We start from the raw sequence: 16705 nt of genomic DNA on the forward strand, positions 1-16705 counted from the left end.
AACACAAAAACGGGGCACACAGGCCCCGTTGTTGGTTGCAGCGTTCCGCCGCAGGCTCAAGCGGCCGAAGGAGCAGGTTCGGTCGTCACGGCCGGCGTGCCGCCGCCCGGGTTATCCCCACCCGACGATGGCGTGCGAGGCGTCCAGTCCTTGGGAGGGCGCGGAGGCTTGCCTGCCATGATGTCGTCGAGCTGCTCGGTGTCGATCGTCTCCCACTCCAGCAGCGCCTTGGCCATGGCATGCATCTTGTCGCTGTTGTCTTCGATCAGCTTGCGTGCCAGCGCGTATTGCTCGTCGATGATGCGGCGAACCTCGCCATCGACCTTTTCCATCGTCTGCTCGCTCATGTTGTTGGTCTTGGTCACCGAGCGGCCGAGGAACACCTCGCCCTCGTTCTCGGCATAGACCATCGGGCCCAGGGCCTCCGTCATGCCGTAGCGCGTCACCATGTCGCGGGCGATCGATGTGGCACGTTCGAAATCATTGCTAGCGCCGGTGGTCATCTGGTTCATGAACACCTCTTCGGCAATCCGTCCGCCGAACAGCATGCTGATCTGGTTCAGCATGTACTCGCGGTCGTAGCTGTAGCGGTCCTTTTCAGGAAGGCTCATGGTCACGCCCAGTGCACGGCCACGGGGGATGATGGTGACCTTGTGAACCGGATCGCACTTGGGCAGCAGCTTGCCGATCAGTGCGTGGCCGGACTCGTGGTAGGCCGTATTGCGGCGCTCTTCCTCGGGCATGACCATGCTCTTGCGCTCGGGGCCCATGATGATCTTGTCCTTGGCCTTCTCGAAGTCCTGCATCTCCACAGTGCGCGCATTGCGGCGGGCCGCCATCAAAGCCGCTTCGTTGCAAAGGTTGGCGAGGTCCGCACCCGACATTCCAGGGGTTCCGCGTGCAATCACACTCGGGTTCACGTCCTGGCCCACAGGCACCTTTCGCATGTGGACGTTCAAGATTTGCTCACGGCCGCGGATATCGGGCAGCGTCACATACACCTGGCGGTCGAATCGGCCCGGACGCAGCAAGGCGGCATCCAGAATGTCAGGGCGGTTGGTGGCGGCCACCACGATCACCCCGAGATTGGTCTCGAAGCCGTCCATCTCGACCAGCATCTGGTTCAAGGTCTGTTCGCGTTCGTCATTGCCACCACCCAGGCCGGCGCCGCGCTGGCGGCCCACCGCATCGATTTCATCGATGAAGATTATGCAAGGCGCGTTCTTCTTGGCGTTCTCGAACATATCGCGCACGCGGGCCGCGCCCACGCCCACGAACATTTCCACGAAGTCGGAGCCGGAAATGCTGAAAAACGGAACCTTGGCTTCGCCAGCGATGGACTTCGCCAGCAGCGTTTTACCCGTGCCAGGAGGGCCGACCAACAGAAGGCCCCGTGGAATGCGGCCACCGAGCTTCTGGAATTTCTGAGGGTCTTTCAGGAAGTCGACGACTTCCTTGACTTCTTCCTTGGCTTCGTCGCACCCTGCCACGTCGGCAAAGGTCACCTGATTGCTGTTCTCGTCCAGCATGCGGGCCTTGCTCTTGCCGAAGCTGAAAGCCCCGCCCTTGCCGCCACCCTGCATCTGACGCATGAAGTACACCCACACGCCGATCAGCAGCAGCATCGGGCCCCAGCTGACGAGCAGGGTCATCAAAAGCGAGCCCTCTTCCCGTGGCTTGACGTCGAACTTGACGTTGTTGTTGATCAGATCGCCCACCAATCCGCGGTCCAGATAGGTCGCGGTAGTGCGCAATTTGCGGTCATCAGTGGTGGTGGCGACGATCTCCGTGCCACCCTGCCCTTCCTGAATGGTCGCGCTCTTGATCCGGTTGCTGCGGACCTCCTCCAGGAATTCGGAGTACCCCACGGAGCCCGCGCTGGCGCCTGAACGGGTGTCGAACTGTTTGAACACCGTAAAGAGCACCATGGCGATGACCAGCCACACGGCAATTTTTGAAAACCACTGATTGTTCAAGCGGGGCTCCAGAAGCAAAAGGGGATAACGCCACGAACGTGTCATGGAGACGTCCTAGCGCATTTAGGGCGCATTTTAGGCGTTTCAAGGTGGAAGGCGATGCGATTTACCCCAGCAGAGGCCATGGTCAACCCATAGGAAGAATGCATTGGCATGGGTCGGAACCGCTGACGAACCGCATTCATACTGCTCAAGCCTGCTTTTTCAAGCCGATTCCCACCAAAAAAGTCTCGGAAGATTTGTCCCGCGAGGCTTTGGGCTTGATGGGCTTGACCACCTTGAATGTTTCCTTGAACAACTGCACCAGCTGCGCATACCCACTGCCATGGAACAGCTTGACCACGAGCGCCCCTTCGGGTTTGAGGTGCTGCACGGCGAATTCGATGGCCAGCTCGATCAGGTGGGAAATGCGCGCTGCGTCGGCGGACTCGATTCCGGACAGATTGGGAGCCATGTCGGAAACCACCACGTCGACAGCCCGCCCCTGGACGGCTTCCTGCAACTGCGCAAGAACGTCGTCCTCCCGGAAATCTCCCTGAAGAAAGCCGACCCCCTCGATCGGCTCCATGGGCAGCAGATCCAGGGCGATGATGGTGCCGTTCAGTTGGCCGACTGCCGCGCCTCCTGGCGACATGCGCCGCCGCAGGTACTGGCTCCAGGCACCGGGGGAGGACCCCAGGTCCACCACGACATGCCCTGGCTTGATCAGCCCCAGTTGCTCGTCAATCTCCTTGAGTTTGTAAGCGGCACGGGCGCGGTAGCCCTCTTTCTGGGCTAGCTTGACGTAGGTGTCGTTGACATGGTCGTGGAGCCACGCCTTGTTCACCTTCTTGCTTTTCGTGTTTGTTTTCATCCTGCCTCGATAATACGGCCCATGCCCCAAATTCAATTGACTCCCGCAGAGCGCCGGGAACACCGCGCCAATGCCCACCATCTGGACCCCGTCGTCCTGATCGGCGGCGATGGGTTGACCCCCGCTGTCCAAAAAGAAATCAACGCCGCCCTCAATGCCCACGGATTGATCAAAGTCCGCGTCTTCAGCGACGACCGGACATCGCGCGAACAGATTTACCAGACATTGGCGGCAGAACTCAACGCTGCGCCCATCCAACACATCGGCAAGTTGTTGGTGCTCTGGCGCCCGCAGCCTCCCAAGGAGCGCACCGTCGACGAAGACCGCATGCCCGGCCCGCGCGATGTGAAAGTGCTCAAATTCAGCAAGCGTGGCGGCCAGCGGCCCGAGATCAAGCAGTTGCGCGTCCTTGGCAACCAGCGATTGACGCCCGGCGGCCAGATCAAGCGGGCCAAGAAGCCCAAGCAGAAATCCGTCAAGAAGCGCCAGGCCGATTGATGGGCTCCAGCACGGCGCGAATGCGCCACGTGATCTGCATGAAATGGGGCACCAAATACGGCCCCGAATATGTGAACCGGCTTTACGCCATGGTCCGGCGTCATCTCACTGGCGATTTTCGCTTTGTCTGCCTGACGGATGATTCGACGGGCATCCGGGCCGAAGTGCAATGCCTTCCGATTCCCGCCTTGGACCTACCCGCCGGCATTCCGGAGCGCGGCTGGACCAAGCTCGCCACGTTCAGCGCCGATCTGCATGGCCTGTCAGGCACCGCACTGTTCCTGGACGTGGATGTCGTCGTCACAGGCGGTCTCGATGCCTTTTTCGAAGCGCCGGGCGAGTTCCTGATCATCCATGACTACAAACGCCCCTGGCGCATCACAGGCAATTCATCGGTGTATCGGTTCGAGATCTGTGCACACCCCGACGTACTCGAATACTTTCGCGGGCACTTCGATGCCATCCGCCGGAAGTTTCGCAACGAACAGGCCTACCTTTCGGACTTCCTGCATCAGCAGGGCAAGCTGAGCTATTGGCCCGCAGGCTGGTGCCCCAGCTTCAAGTACCACTGCATCCCTGCATGGCCTTCCAATTATTGGAAGCCGCCAATCGTTCCGGCCGACGCGCGCATCGTGATCTTTCACGGTGAGTGCAACCCGCCGGATGCCCTGGCAGGCCGGCGCAATCGCCGCTTTCGCCACATCCAGCCTGCCACCTGGGTGGCCGAGCACTGGAAAGAGTGAACGGGCAGTGAAAGGACCGTCCCCTGCGCCGAGAAATCAGCGCCGGGACGCTCGCCACAGGACGGCCAAAGCGCATCCCCACTGCAACGCGTACATCACGGTGCCCACGCTGTGCCACAGCCTTAGATTCTGGCGAGCGACGATGCGGGGCGATACGCCGTACTGCACCAGCAACGCCAGTAAAAGCCCACCGATCACGAAGACCAGCGCGGCCTGGGCCCAGTCCTCCTGCGTCTCCGCATGCCTTCGCTTGGACAACAGAAGAAGGCACACACAGCAAGCGATCGAGACGAAGGTTTGTGCCTCGAAAAGGCGTGCGGCCATGTTGCCGGCCACGGCCGGTGTGGGCAAATGCACGAACAGGAGCGGTACGGCCAGGAACCCGATGGCCGACAAACTCCCCCACCACAATGCGGCGGCCAGAATAGGCACGCGGTCATACATGGCAGCGTCTTTCGCTCAGATGTAGCTCACGCCCACCACTTCATAGCGGCGCAGGCCGCCAGGGGCCTGGACCTCGGCCGTGTCGCCCTCTTCCTTGCCGATCAGCGCGCGAGCGATGGGGCTGGACACATTGATGAGGCCCAGCTTCAGGTCGGCCTCGTCCTCGCCCACGATCTGGTAGGTGACGGCATCGCCGCTCTCTTCGTCTTCCAGCTTCACGGTGGCACCGAACACCACTTTGCCGCCCGCGTCCAGCGCGGTGGGGTCGATGATCTGCGCAGCGGACAACTTGCTCTCGACTTCCTGGATGCGGCCTTCGATGAAACCCTGCCGGTCTTTGGCGGCCTCGTACTCGGCGTTTTCGCTCAGATCGCCCTGGGCACGCGCCTCGGCGATGGCATTGATCACCGCAGGGCGTTCGACGGTCTTCAGACGGTGCAGCTCTTCCTTGAGCTTTTCAGCGCCGCGCTTGGTAATGGGAATGGTGGCCATTGAATCAGTCTCCACGTTCAATTCGACGCCGCGCAACGCGCGGCCCTCCTGGCGTCTTGCACACCCGTGGATGCACAAACGGACGCCCCAAAAGGAAACCGCCGCGCGTTGCCGCGCGGCGGTCTCTGGTCAGTGGCGATTATGCCGCGTTTGAGGCGGCCGGACGCTTAACCTGACTGTGCCGTTCAGGCCGTCAATTGCGCGTGCAGTTCCTGCACGGAATAAACGTCCAGATGGTCCAGATGCTTCATGCCTTCCACGGCCGCTTCGGCACCGAAGATGGTCGTGAAGGTGGTGACCCGGGCCTGCAGCGAACTCGTGCGGATCGCGCGGGAGTCGGCAATCGCATTGCGCCGCTCTTCCACCGTATTGATGACCATGACGATTTCGTCGTTCTTGATCATGTCCACGATGTGCGGGCGGCCTTCGGTCACCTTGTTCACCACGGTCACCGGCACGCCGGCCTCCGAGATCGCGGCAGCCGTGCCCTTGGTCGCCACCAGGTCGAAGCCCAGGGTGACCAGTTGCCGGCCGATTTCCACCGCACGCGGCTTGTCGCTGTTCTTCACGGTGAGGAACACCTTGCCGGACGTCGGCAGTTTCGTGCCGGCCCCCAGCTGGCTCTTCACGAAAGCCTCACCGAACGTCTTGCCCACTCCCATCACTTCGCCGGTGGACTTCATCTCCGGGCCGAGGATCGTGTCCACACCCGGGAACTTGACGAAGGGGAACACCGCCTCCTTCACGCTGAAATAAGGCGGCGTGACTTCCCGCGTGATGCCCTGGCTCGCCAGCGACTGCCCCGCCATGCAGCGGGCCGCCACCTTGGCCAACTGGATGCCCGTGGCCTTGCTGACGAAGGGCACCGTGCGGGATGCGCGCGGATTCACTTCGAGCACATAGATCACGTCCTTGCCATCCTTTTCCTGAATGGCGAACTGCACGTTCATCAAGCCCACCACGCTCAGGCCCTCGGCCATGGCCGCGGTCTGGCGCTTGAGTTCATCCACCGTGGCCTTGCTCAGGTAGTAGGGCGGCAAAGAGCAGGCCGAGTCGCCGCTGTGCACGCCGGCTTGCTCAATGTGCTCCATCACGCCCCCGATGAAAACCTTGCCTTCGGGATCGCGCAGGCAATCCACATCGCACTCGATCGCATCGTTCAGGAAACGGTCCAGCAGCACGGGCGAGTCGTTGCTCACCTTGACGGCTTCGCGCATGTAGCGTTCCAGATCCCGCTGCTCGTGGACGATTTCCATGGCACGGCCACCCAGCACATAGCTGGGGCGCACGACCAGTGGATAGCCCAACGCGGCAGCCTTCTCCAGGGCCTCCGGCTCGGTGCGTGCCGTGGCGTTGGGTGGCTGGCGCAGCCCCAGGTCGTTGAGCAGTTTCTGAAAGCGCTCGCGGTCTTCCGCAGCATCGATCATGTCCGGGCTGGTGCCGATGATCGGCACGCCCTCGGCCTCCAGGCCGAGCGCCAGCTTCAAGGGCGTCTGACCACCGTACTGCACGATCACGCCCGTGGGCTTTTCCTTGTCGACGATTTCCAGCACGTCTTCCAGCGTGAGCGGCTCGAAATAAAGCCGATCCGACGTGTCGTAGTCGGTCGAAACCGTTTCCGGATTGCAGTTGACCATGATGGTTTCATAGCCGTCCTCGCGCATGGCGAGTGCGGCGTGAACGCAGCAATAGTCGAACTCGATGCCTTGGCCGATGCGGTTGGGGCCACCGCCCAGCACCATGATCTTCTTGTTGGTGGTGGGCGCGGCTTCACACTCGTCCTCGTAGGTCGAGTACATGTAAGCCGTGTTGGTGGCGAACTCGGCGGCGCAGGTGTCCACCCGCTTGTAGACGGGTCGCACGTTGAGTGCCCGGCGCGCCTCCCGCACGGCCTTTTCCTGCGTCCGCAGGAGCTTAGCCAGGCGGCGATCGGAAAAGCCCTTTTTCTTGAGCGCGCGCAGCGTACCGGCGTCGATGGCAGCCAGCGCGCCATCCCCCTTTTCATCGGTCAGCTTGTCCAGATCCAGTTCGATCTTCACGATCTCTTCGATCTGCACCAGGAACCATTTGTCGATCTTGGTGAGGTCATGCACCTCGTCGACCGACAGGCCCATGGCGAAGGCATCGCCCACATACCAGATGCGCTCGGGACCAGGCTCGCCCAGTTCCTTTTCCAGCAGTTCGCGGTCCTGCGTCTTTTCATTCATGCCGTCCACGCCGACTTCCAGGCCGCGCAGCGCCTTCTGGAAAGACTCCTGGAACGTACGGCCCATGGCCATGACCTCGCCCACCGACTTCATCTGCGTGGTCAGGCGGCTGTCGGCCGTGGGGAACTTCTCGAAAGCAAAACGCGGAATCTTGGTGACCACGTAGTCGATCGAGGGCTCGAACGATGCGGGCGTGGCGCCGCCCGTGATCTCGTTCTTCAGCTCGTCGAGCGTGTAGCCCACCGCGAGCTTCGCCGCGACCTTGGCGATCGGAAAGCCCGTGGCCTTCGATGCCAGGGCCGACGAACGCGATACGCGCGGATTCATCTCGATGACGATCATGCGACCGTCTTTCGGATTCACCGAGAACTGCACGTTGGAGCCACCGGTATCCACACCGATCTCGCGCAGCACCGCGAGGGACGCGTTGCGCATGATCTGGTATTCCTTGTCGGTCAGCGTTTGCGCAGGCGCCACCGTGATCGAGTCGCCCGTGTGCACACCCATCGGATCAAGGTTCTCGATCGAGCAGATGATGATGCAGTTGTCCGCCTTGTCGCGAACCACTTCCATCTCGTACTCTTTCCAGCCGAGCAGCGATTCTTCGATCAGCAGTTCGTTGGTGGGCGAAGCCTCCAGGCCGCGCTTGCAGATGGTCTCGAACTCTTCAGGGTTGTAGGCAATGCCGCCTCCGGTTCCGCCCAGCGTGAAGCTGGGACGGATCACCGTGGGAAAGCCCACGGTCTTTTGTACCGTCCACGCTTCGTCCATGCTGTGGGCGATGCCCGAGCGGGCCGAGCCCAGGCCGATGCGGGTCATCGCATCCTTGAACTTGAGGCGGTCTTCCGCCTTGTCGATCGCCTCGGGCGTGGCGCCGATCAGCTCCACCTTGTACTTGTGCAGCACACCATTGCGCCACAGGTCGAGGGCGCAATTGAGCGCCGTCTGCCCGCCCATCGTAGGCAGGATCGCATCAGGGCGTTCCTTCGCGATGATCTTCTCGACGGTCTGCCACGTGATGGGCTCGATGTAGGTCACATCGGCGGTGGCCGGGTCGGTCATGATCGTCGCAGGATTGCTGTTGATCAGGATGACTTTGTAGCCTTCCTCGCGCAGTGCCTTGCAGGCCTGCACGCCGGAATAGTCGAATTCGCAGGCCTGTCCGATGATGATGGGGCCGGCGCCGATGATGAGGATCGATTTGAGGTCTGTGCGCTTCGGCATTATTTCTTCTCCATCAGCGCGGTGAAGCGGTCAAACAGGTAGGCGATGTCGTGCGGGCCGGGCGAGGCCTCGGGGTGCCCCTGGAAACAGAACGCAGGTTTGTCCGTGCGCTCCAGGCCTTGCAGCGTGCCGTCGAACAGGCTGATGTGCGTGGGGCGCAGGGTTGCCGGCAGCGACTCCATCTCCACGGCAAACCCATGGTTCTGGCTGGTGATGCTGACACGGCCGTTGTCCAGGTCCTTCACGGGATGGTTCGCGCCATGGTGGCTGTTGTCCATCTTGAAGGTCTTCGCACCGCTGGCCAGGGCCATGATCTGGTGGCCCAGGCAGATGCCGAAGGTAGGTACGCCGGCATCAATGATCTGGCGCGTGGCTTCGATGGCGTAATCGCACGGCGCCGGATCGCCAGGGCCGTTGGACAGGAACACCCCATCGGGCTTCATGGCCAGCACCTCGGCTGCCGGGGTCTTGGCCGGAACCACCGTGAGTCGGCAGCCGCGCTCGGCCAGCATGCGCAGAATGTTCTTTTTCACGCCGTAGTCGTAGGCCACCACGTGAAAGCGCGGCGCGGCAAGGGTGCCGTAACCCGAACCGAGCTTCCACTCGGTCTGGTCCCACGGATAGGCCGCGGAGGTGCTCACCACCTGGGCCAGATCCAGGCCCTTCATGCTGGGCGCCGCTTTGGCGGCGGCCAGGGCTTCGTCGATGCGCGCCTGGGTCACCGCTTCGCCGGCCGCAAGCCCGACGATGGCGCCGTTCTGCGCTCCGTGGGTGCGCAAGATGCGCGTGAGCTTGCGGGTGTCGATGTTGGCGATGGCAACGGTCTTCTCGCGCACGAGGTACTGCGAGAGAGTTTCGGTGCTGCGGAAATTGCTGGCCAGCAACGGCAGGTCTTTGATGATCAAGCCTGCGGCATGGACCTTGTCGGCTTCGATGTCCTCGGTATTGACACCGTAGTTGCCGATGTGCGGATACGTCAGGGTGACGATCTGCTGGCAGTAGCTCGGGTCGGTGAGGATTTCCTGGTAGCCGGTGATCGCGGTGTTGAACACCACTTCGCCGACCGTGGTGCCGGTGGCACCAATCGAATTGCCGATAAAGACCGTGCCGTCTGCGAGCGCCAGGATGGCGGGCGGGAAGGATCCCTGTAGAGACAAAAGCACTGGGTTCTCCGAATGGTTACGGGTCGCCCGGAGTCCGCAGGAAGACATTCCTGAAGACTGCTGCTTGTTGGGGGATTGCTTTGGTTGCTGCCGGGCGACGTTTTTGCGGGAAAGCCTCCAATTGTAGCCTCACTGAAAGAGCCTGCCGACTTCTGCGGCCCATTCAGCCATGCCACCCAGGTCCATCGAAGCCAAAGATCGTGAGCCAAGCAGTCTCTTTTGTCCTACACCGCGGCAGCCAACGCCTCCTGAAAGATCACGGCGATTGGCATCCCGCAGCGCGCGTGTCCCCTCACCGCCTGCTCCCCTCCTTCCTGTTTGCACGGCCTTTTGCCAAATCCGATGAAAGCATCCACAACGCGGTCTGTCGAACACAGCCTTCAACGGCTCGGGCAATGGCTTGCGGCTGCTGGCTACCGGTTCGTCACGGTAACGCCGCTCACGCACCAACGGGTGCTCGCGAGGCCGCACGACCCTGAAAGGTCGGACCTGCGCGATGCATTCGGATGGAACCGGCTGTTTTCGAAAGACCGGCTTCCTGCCGATCTCACACCATGCCTGCTGAACGATGGCTGGCTGCAGTCCACAGCAACCGGCCTTTTGCAGAGCAATGTCCGGTTCAGTTCGCTCGACGGACTGCTCTTCGCGCACTCCCCCTTCCCGACGGCACAAGAAGATGCCGTGTTCTTCGGGCCGGACACCTACCGGTTTGCCAGTTTCATTCGCCATCAGTTGAGGATGCTGCCTCTGCCTCGATCCCCACGCATTGCCGACATGGGGTGCGGTGCCGGGCCGGGAGGCCTTGTTGCCGCGAGGGCCTGGCAAGCGCAGCCCAACGGATCCGAAATCGTGCTGGCGGACATCAATCCCCGCGCGCTTTTGCATGCCACAGCCAATGTGGCCGTCGCTGGCTACCGCAACGTGCAGTGCGTTCAAAGCGACCTCTTTTCCAATGTGGCCGGCAGGTTCGATCTCATCGTCGCCAACCCGCCCTACCTGATGGACGACGCGAGCCGCGTCTACCGACATGGGGGTGGCCAGTTCGGAGAGGCCCTGTCCGAGCGCATCATGAAAGACAGCCTCGACCGCTTGACGCCCGGCGGCCGCCTGCTGCTCTACACCGGCTCCACCATCGTCGAAGGACGCGACGCGTTTCGAGACTCCGTCATGGCCTACGCCACGGCCCACGACTTCGCAGTGCACTATGAAGAACTGGACCCCGATGTCTTCGGAGAGGAGTTGCAGGGGCAGGCCTACGCCGAGGCGGATCGGATCGCGGCCGTCGGCGTGGTGGTGCAAAGGCGGGCTGCATGAGATTTCTGGGCATTGGGCAGACCAACGACCTGGCGGCCATGTACGGCGGCCTCCAGCGCCGCGGCCACGAGGTGCGGGTCGTGATTGAAGACCCTGCGTGCCACGACGTCTTCCAGGGCATCCTGCAGCGCGTCGAAGGATGGGAACGCGAACTGGGATGGATCAAGGCGGCTGGAAACGAAGGCGTGATCCTCTTCGAATCCGCGACACAGGGCGACCTGCAGGATGCGCTGCGCGCCGAAGGCTTTCATGTCATCGGCGGCAGTGCCCTCGGCGATCGCCTGGAGGCGGACCGCGCATTCGGGCAGAGTGCCTTGCAGGCCTCAGGACTGCAGGTAGCGGGCTGCCACCGTTTCACCGGCTATGGCGAAGCGATGGCCTTCCTCGATGACCATCCCGCAAGGTATGTACTTAAGTTCAACGGGGCCTCCAGCGAGCGCACACGCAACTACGTCGGCCAGTCCGGCGACGGCGCCGACGTGCGCGCCCTGTTGAGCATGCACGCGGGCAAGGCCCGCGCGGACCAAGCCGACGCGCCGGACTTCATCTTGATGGAGTTCATCCATGGGATCGAGATCGGGGTCGGCGGATACTTCAACGGCCATGACTTTCTGTCGCCCGTGTGTGTCGATTTCGAGCACAAGCGGTTTTTCCCGGGCGACTTGGGCGAACTCACCGGAGAGATGGGCACCATCGTCAGCTACCGGGAAAGCGCCTGCCTGTACGACACCGTCCTGCGCTCCCTCACGCCCCTGCTGCGTGATGGCGGCTATTGCGGTTACATCAACGTGAACCTCATCGCCAACGAAAGCGGGCTGTGGCCTCTCGAGTTCACCTGCCGGTTCGGCTATCCGGGGTTCGCGATCTGCGAAGCCCTTCACAACGATCCGTGGGAAACCATCTTTCGCAGAATGCTGCGCCGCGACACGTCGGACTTCGGCACTAAAAGAGGTTTTGCCTGCGGCGTGGTTCTCACCGTGCCGCCGTTCCCCTATCGGCACGGGTATGAAGAACTCTCCAAGGGGCTGCCGGTTTTCTTGAATCCCTCCATGACGCAGTCGCAGCGCGACAGCCTGCATTTTTCAGAGGTGGCGCTGCACCAGGGGCAGCTCGTGGCGAGTGGCTCGTGCGGCTACCTGGGCGTTGCCACGGGCGTGGGCGCAACGGTGCGCGCCGCCCACCTGGCCGCCCTGGATTGCGTTCGCCACGTGATCGTGCCCAATCTGCGGTATCGCAACGACATCGGCGAGCGACTAGACGGGGGCGAGCTGCAGCAGTTGCGCTCGTGGGGCTGGCTGCAAGCGAGACCATCGGCGGCGTAGGACCTTGCCGACCGGGGTTTGCGCCATCTGGTGGCTTCTGCCCCCCATTGCAGCACCGCAGCATGAAGCCATTCCTCCAGTCCATCGCCAACGATGCTCGCACAAAAAATTCATCCGTCCGTCGATCTGCATGGCAGCCCAACGTATCGCGCTTCAGATGCGCAACGCCCGAATGCAGTCGGTCCCTATCGCCGCCTGTACGAGGCGCTGCTGACACCCTCTCCCACGCCACGAGCCCGGCAGCAAGCCGCCCAATGGCTGCAGCGGCTGATGGACGAAAGCGAAGACGTCCCCAGCGAATTGTGCGAAGCATCTGAGGACCTGCATGCGTGGGCCCGCGAAAACGCACAGGCCGTGGCGCAGCGTTATCAAACCTACCTGGACGGGCGGCGTGCAGGCGGCGAGCGCCATTACTTTCGCAACCGCGCCCATGCGCTGAACTTTTTGGCATCGGTGGCGCCGACCAAGCTGGTGGATGGATCCTGGCTGTACGGGTTGGCACGACATACATCGACCGAACGGCTGCGGCCTTTGCTCCAGACCTACCTGGAAGAACTCGGAGACGGCGTGGCCCACAAAAACCACGTAACGCTCTATCGTCAATTGATGCGGCGGCACGGCCTTCAGCAAGACCTGCAACTGGACGATGCGAACTATCTGCAGGGCGCGGTGCAGCTGGCATTGGGATGGAATGCCGAGCGGTTCCTGCCGGAGGTCATCGGCTTCAACCTAGGTTATGAACAGCTCCCCCTGCACCTCCTGATCACGGCATACGAACTCAATGAGCTCGGGATCGACCCCTACTATTTCACGCTTCACGTCACGGTCGACAACGGAGACAGCGGCCATGCCTGGCAGGCCTGCGAGGCCGTACTTCAAATGCTGGAAGTGCAGCAAGACCGCGATCAATTCTGGCAGCGTGTGCGCGCCGGAAGCAAGCTGGCGGATGCCGGGCGCGGTACCCAGGAGGTCATCGCATCGTTCGACGCCAGGACCGAAGTGGTGAAAATCTTCCAACGGAAGGCACCGGCCGGCGCGGGCATGCATTCCGACTATTGCCGCATTGGCGGTCGCACCGTCAACGATTGGCTGGGGCCCCAGGGCGACATCGATGCCATGCTGGACGCGCTGGTGGACAATGGTTGGATCCAGTTGGGAGCGTCGGTGTCTCAAAGCCGGTTCTGGAATTTGCTTCAAGGGGAACGCGCGGAGATGTTCGGTGTTTTCACGGGATATGAATTGCAGGTGATCCACGATTGGATCCGCGGCGAAGACAGTCGCGACGGACAGGACCATGCCCAGCCCGCCTCCGCCAACCAAACGCGCAGGCTGCCCTCGTTCAGGGCCTTGGCACGTCACCGCTCTACTGCCAATCCCATCGGGGGCGCAGAGCCTGCTTTGGACCCCGAACTGCATCAGTTCAAAGAGCAGCTGCAGTCCCTGGAAGGAGAGCAACGCCGGCAGTTCCTCAGCGCCGCGCTGTCTCCTGCGACCCATTGGACTTCGACGGGGTTGTTCGCCACCCGGCTCTTCATCAGCGAAGGCTGGGCAGCCTGAACCGGTAAAGCCGCCCCTCCCAGGCTGGCGGTGGACCGCAAAAATTCATACGGGCGACGGCGCTTGCAGCGATGAAGGGTCGCTTCCGATGGCATTCAACTGCCCGTTCCCTCCGATGCGGAAGTGCGTGTTCTGCCCGGCCGCAATCGCCACATAGGCCGCAAAGCAATGGGCCGGCAAGATCAATGTGCCAATGGCGTCTGTGGCCGTGACTTCAAAGCCAGCGGATGCTGGCTGCTCGCTGAGGGTGAAGCCGATCAGAAGCATCTGCCCCAGCCCCGCCACTTTGGCGCCGATCAGTTCAATACAACCCACCGCCTGCTCCACCACCCATCCCGAGGCGCTGTAGGGTGTATGCCCGCCAAGGGCGATGGTGCGCACTCCCCGTGCTTTGACAACGCTGTATTGCTCCCAGGCAGGCGCGAGATTGAGCGGAGAAAACTGCTGAAAGAGTCCGCGATGGCGTTGGGCCCGAGTGGGGTAATTGGTGCTCATGGATTGCCTCATGGAATGGGTTCTGGTGCTCCAGCCCATGCTGGATCAGCCACCGAAACGAATGCCCGGGGCCGTGCAGCAGAAAGGATTCGACACCCGTGCCACTGTTGATGGCAATCGGCGTGCCAGCACTGTCCGTCAATGCACCCACCGAGGGGCGCATCTCGCTGGCACCGCTGCTTTCTTGATTTGCAAAAGGGGAGGCCTGAACGGACACTGTCATGCGCTCTACGCGCGGCGTGCAACGGACACATTGCGCGTACGCCCGTTCAGGCGCTGGAATCAACGGCTTTGGGGATTTGGATCGCCACCGGCCACCTGCTGCTGACCGGTTCCCGTCTTGGGTTTTGCTTTGGGGGCGCTGCCCGACGCACCGCCCTCGGAACTGGCTGCCTCAACCGCCTTGGCAACGGCAGAACTGCGGCTGCTATGGCTCTTGGCGCCTGCTGCGCGGGCTTCTTCGGAGGTGAACTGATGCGCCGTGCCCTTTTGATGCGCTGCCTGCCCACCCTTGCTTGAGATTTCGCGTTGTTTTGCCGCGTCCATGGCGGCGAAGCCACGATTGCTACCGGATGGATTGCCTTGGTTGGCCATTTCGATACTCCTTCAATGTGCTCCCGTGGAGGGGAACGGCCCAGGCCCGGCCATGAAACCGGGCTTGCCAAGGCAGAGGCAATCGACATGCCCATTGCGAACGCGCGCCCTTGCGCGGCTAACGCGCGGTGTCCGGCTGGCTCGCCCGCGCCACCCAACGCGCAGCCTCTTGCCGTGCATGTCTGCGACGGGCAATGCCCGCATAGAGCGTCTGCACCAAGTCGATCGCATCGGAATCCGCTTGTGCGGCACTGGCCCGCACCTCTGCGCAGGCCACGGTCGTGATCTGGGGTTGCATGCCCTGCAGCACATCGACCAGCCCACACCAATGGCCTTCTACCGCCGAGGTGCGGGAAAACAAGGTCAATCCGTCGATGGAAGCCCAGGCGAAAGCCATGATTGATCTTTGGTGAATGGGGTCTCCGCCCGCCGGGTGGAGGCGGTTGGCTCAAAGGTTCCTGTGCCGTTCCGGCGCCGCCGAAATGCGAAGCGCCTGACGGTATTTGGTGACCGTGCGCCGAGCGACCGAAAACCCTTGCTGCGCCAGCAGGCTGGCAATCGCCGCATCGGACAAAGCATGTGAGGGCGACTCGGCCGCAATCAACTCCGAAACCAGTTCCTTGACGGCCGCGGGCGCACAGGTAGTGCCATTGCGCGTGGACAGCCCGCGTGAGAAAAAATACTTGAGCTCATGCAGGCCGAACGGGGTCGCCATGAACTTGTTGTTGGTGACACGGGACACGGTGGATTCGTGCACCCCCACCTCCTGCGCAATCTGTCGCAGCTTCAGCGGCTTGAGCGCCAGCGGGCCGTGCTCGAAAAACGCCTGCTGATGCCGTCCGATGGCTCGCGCCACCGCCAGGATGGTGGCAAACCGCTGCGCCACATTGCCCACCAGCCAACGCGCTTCCTGCAGGCAGGCGCTCAACGCCGCACTTTCACCATTGCGCTTGCGCTGCTGAAACATCCGCGCATAGGCGGAATGCACCCGAAGACGGGGCATTACGGCATCGTTGAGCACCATCTGCCACCCTCGCCCGCCCTTCACCGCAACGATGTCAGGCACCGCGAACGGCACATCGTCTTGCAGGAAGGCTCGACAAGGACTGGGATCGAGCGTGCGAATCTGCGCGCAAACCGCTGCCGCAGCCTCGCGCGACACTCCCAGCGCCTCGGACAGCCGTGTGGGATCGCGCAGGGCCACGGCTTTCAGGTGGCTTTCAATGGCACGGCGCACCAGATCCCGGCTGGTGCCGCACTTCAGGGTGTGCAATTGCAATAACAGGCAATGCTGAAGGTCCACTGCGGCAACGCCTGCAGGGTCCAGTCCCTGGACCCGGCGCCACGCCATGCGGATTTCCTGTTCGTCCGGCTTCGGAGACAGGGCCATGGTGTGCACCGCCTGTTCGATCTCTTCGACTCCGCCGCGCAGGTAGCCATCGTCGTCCAGGGATTCGATGACCGCCCTTGCCAAAAGAAGATCGCGCTCCGGCAGACGAAGCAGGTCCAGTTGCCCATGCAAATGGGCGCGCAATGTGATGGGGGCCGCCGACTGCTCCCAAGCCCCGTCCCCATCGCTGTCGGAAGATTGGATCCGGCTGCTGCCGGACGACAGATTCCAATCGCTCAACGGCGCGTCTTGCGTGTCCTGCTGCGCATCCCCCTCGTCGGCTTCCAGCAGCGGATTGCTCTCCAAAGCCTCCCGCACCGCACGCGCAAAATCCTGTGAGGACATCTGCAGCAGGCGCACGGCTTGCTGCAAGCGGGGCGAAGCATTCTGGGTGAGCGCGGCGGAGGTATTCAGACTAAGCTGGCTCATCGAA

Annotated in this window: 15 protein-coding genes; 5 read left to right on the forward strand and 10 right to left on the reverse strand. The window is 62.3% G+C overall.

Annotated elements, in window-relative coordinates; translation table 11 throughout:
- Nucleotides 1–56: 56 nt before the first annotated feature.
- Together ftsH and AVMA1855_RS15905 are read right to left on the reverse strand one after the other, a co-directional pair.
- Entirely contained in the window at nucleotides 57–1976 is a 1920-nt protein-coding gene (gene ftsH, locus AVMA1855_RS15900; protein ID WP_284426452.1) for an ATP-dependent zinc metalloprotease FtsH, read from the reverse strand.
- A 190-nt stretch (nucleotides 1977–2166) separates the two neighbouring features.
- Entirely contained in the window at nucleotides 2167–2829 is a 663-nt protein-coding gene (locus tag AVMA1855_RS15905; RefSeq protein ID WP_284426453.1) for an RlmE family RNA methyltransferase, read from the reverse strand.
- A 21-nt stretch (nucleotides 2830–2850) separates the two neighbouring features.
- On the opposite strand from AVMA1855_RS15905, the gene AVMA1855_RS15910 reads away from it, so the two are divergent.
- Complete coding sequence (locus tag AVMA1855_RS15910) at nucleotides 2851–3327, forward strand: YhbY family RNA-binding protein (protein ID WP_272568941.1); 477 nt, start codon at nucleotides 2851–2853, stop codon at nucleotides 3325–3327.
- A 20-nt stretch (nucleotides 3328–3347) separates the two neighbouring features.
- Nucleotides 3348–4070, forward strand: coding sequence for a glycosyltransferase (locus AVMA1855_RS15915; RefSeq protein WP_284426454.1), 723 nt, complete (start codon nucleotides 3348–3350; stop codon nucleotides 4068–4070).
- 36 nt (nucleotides 4071–4106) lie between these two features.
- Here the strand turns inward: AVMA1855_RS15915 and AVMA1855_RS15920 are convergent, their stop codons facing one another.
- The 4 genes from AVMA1855_RS15920 to carA form a co-directional block, all read right to left on the reverse strand.
- Complete coding sequence (locus AVMA1855_RS15920) at nucleotides 4107–4514, reverse strand: DUF4149 domain-containing protein (RefSeq protein WP_284401003.1); 408 nt, start codon at nucleotides 4512–4514, stop codon at nucleotides 4107–4109.
- A 15-nt stretch (nucleotides 4515–4529) separates the two neighbouring features.
- Nucleotides 4530–5006: a transcription elongation factor GreA gene (gene greA, locus AVMA1855_RS15925; protein ID WP_272568938.1), complete on the reverse strand. Its 477-nt coding sequence runs from the start codon at nucleotides 5004–5006 to the stop codon at nucleotides 4530–4532.
- A 185-nt stretch (nucleotides 5007–5191) separates the two neighbouring features.
- Nucleotides 5192–8437 (reverse strand): carbamoyl-phosphate synthase large subunit, encoded by a 3246-nt coding sequence (gene carB, locus AVMA1855_RS15930; protein WP_284426455.1) that lies wholly within the window; start codon nucleotides 8435–8437, stop codon nucleotides 5192–5194.
- The gene (gene carA / locus AVMA1855_RS15935; protein WP_284401007.1) at nucleotides 8437–9600 is read right to left on the reverse strand and encodes a glutamine-hydrolyzing carbamoyl-phosphate synthase small subunit; all 1164 of its coding nucleotides are present in this window, start codon (nucleotides 9598–9600) and stop codon (nucleotides 8437–8439) included. Before carA ends, carB begins: the two co-directional genes overlap by 1 nt.
- A gap of 342 nt (nucleotides 9601–9942) precedes the next feature.
- Here carA and AVMA1855_RS15940 point away from each other — a divergent pair, with 342 nt between their 5' ends.
- The 3 genes from AVMA1855_RS15940 (at nucleotide 9943) to AVMA1855_RS15950 (ending at nucleotide 13793) form a co-directional block, all read left to right on the forward strand.
- Complete coding sequence (locus tag AVMA1855_RS15940; RefSeq protein ID WP_284426456.1) at nucleotides 9943–10914, forward strand: methyltransferase; 972 nt, start codon at nucleotides 9943–9945, stop codon at nucleotides 10912–10914.
- On the forward strand, nucleotides 10911–12236 hold the full coding sequence (locus tag AVMA1855_RS15945) for a phosphoribosylamine--glycine ligase (protein ID WP_284426457.1): 1326 nt from the start codon (nucleotides 10911–10913) through the stop codon (nucleotides 12234–12236). Before AVMA1855_RS15940 ends, AVMA1855_RS15945 begins: the two co-directional genes overlap by 4 nt.
- A 93-nt stretch (nucleotides 12237–12329) precedes the next feature.
- Nucleotides 12330–13793, forward strand: coding sequence for an iron-containing redox enzyme family protein (locus AVMA1855_RS15950; RefSeq protein ID WP_284426458.1), 1464 nt, complete (start codon nucleotides 12330–12332; stop codon nucleotides 13791–13793).
- A 45-nt stretch (nucleotides 13794–13838) separates the two neighbouring features.
- Here AVMA1855_RS15950 and AVMA1855_RS15955 read toward each other — a convergent pair whose 3' ends face one another.
- From AVMA1855_RS15955 to rpoN, 4 genes are all read right to left on the reverse strand, one after another.
- Nucleotides 13839–14288, reverse strand: a complete 450-nt coding sequence (locus tag AVMA1855_RS15955; protein ID WP_284426459.1) for a hypothetical protein — start codon at nucleotides 14286–14288, stop codon at nucleotides 13839–13841.
- Nucleotides 14289–14570: 282 nt separating this feature from the next.
- The gene (locus AVMA1855_RS15960) at nucleotides 14571–14882 is read right to left on the reverse strand and encodes a KGG domain-containing protein (RefSeq protein WP_284403773.1); all 312 of its coding nucleotides are present in this window, start codon (nucleotides 14880–14882) and stop codon (nucleotides 14571–14573) included.
- Nucleotides 14883–15000: 118 nt separating this feature from the next.
- Nucleotides 15001–15279, reverse strand: a complete 279-nt coding sequence (locus AVMA1855_RS15965; protein ID WP_272568929.1) for a hypothetical protein — start codon at nucleotides 15277–15279, stop codon at nucleotides 15001–15003.
- A 51-nt stretch (nucleotides 15280–15330) separates the two neighbouring features.
- Complete coding sequence (gene rpoN / locus AVMA1855_RS15970; RefSeq protein ID WP_284426460.1) at nucleotides 15331–16701, reverse strand: RNA polymerase factor sigma-54; 1371 nt, start codon at nucleotides 16699–16701, stop codon at nucleotides 15331–15333.
- Between the last annotated feature and the right edge of the window lie 4 nt (nucleotides 16702–16705).

Source organism: Acidovorax sp. SUPP1855, assembly GCF_030158955.1.
GTDB lineage: Bacteria > Pseudomonadota > Gammaproteobacteria > Burkholderiales > Burkholderiaceae_C > Paracidovorax.

Coding starts and splice junctions, on each gene's coding strand:
- AVMA1855_RS15945 (WP_284426457.1), top strand. CDS start 10,911: ATGAGATTTCTGGGCATTGGGCAGACCAACGACCTGGCGGCCATGTAC.
- greA (WP_272568938.1), bottom strand. CDS start 5,006: ATGGCCACCATTCCCATTACCAAGCGCGGCGCTGAAAAGCTCAAGGAA.
- AVMA1855_RS15910 (WP_272568941.1), top strand. CDS start 2,851: ATGCCCCAAATTCAATTGACTCCCGCAGAGCGCCGGGAACACCGCGCC.
- AVMA1855_RS15955 (WP_284426459.1), bottom strand. CDS start 14,288: ATGAGCACCAATTACCCCACTCGGGCCCAACGCCATCGCGGACTCTTT.
- AVMA1855_RS15915 (WP_284426454.1), top strand. CDS start 3,348: ATGCGCCACGTGATCTGCATGAAATGGGGCACCAAATACGGCCCCGAA.
- AVMA1855_RS15920 (WP_284401003.1), bottom strand. CDS start 4,514: ATGTATGACCGCGTGCCTATTCTGGCCGCCGCATTGTGGTGGGGGAGT.
- AVMA1855_RS15965 (WP_272568929.1), bottom strand. CDS start 15,279: ATGGCTTTCGCCTGGGCTTCCATCGACGGATTGACCTTGTTTTCCCGC.
- AVMA1855_RS15950 (WP_284426458.1), top strand. CDS start 12,330: ATGCTCGCACAAAAAATTCATCCGTCCGTCGATCTGCATGGCAGCCCA.
- AVMA1855_RS15905 (WP_284426453.1), bottom strand. CDS start 2,829: ATGAAAACAAACACGAAAAGCAAGAAGGTGAACAAGGCGTGGCTCCAC.
- rpoN (WP_284426460.1), bottom strand. CDS start 16,701: ATGAGCCAGCTTAGTCTGAATACCTCCGCCGCGCTCACCCAGAATGCT.
- carB (WP_284426455.1), bottom strand. CDS start 8,437: ATGCCGAAGCGCACAGACCTCAAATCGATCCTCATCATCGGCGCCGGC.
- AVMA1855_RS15940 (WP_284426456.1), top strand. CDS start 9,943: ATGAAAGCATCCACAACGCGGTCTGTCGAACACAGCCTTCAACGGCTC.
- AVMA1855_RS15960 (WP_284403773.1), bottom strand. CDS start 14,882: ATGGCCAACCAAGGCAATCCATCCGGTAGCAATCGTGGCTTCGCCGCC.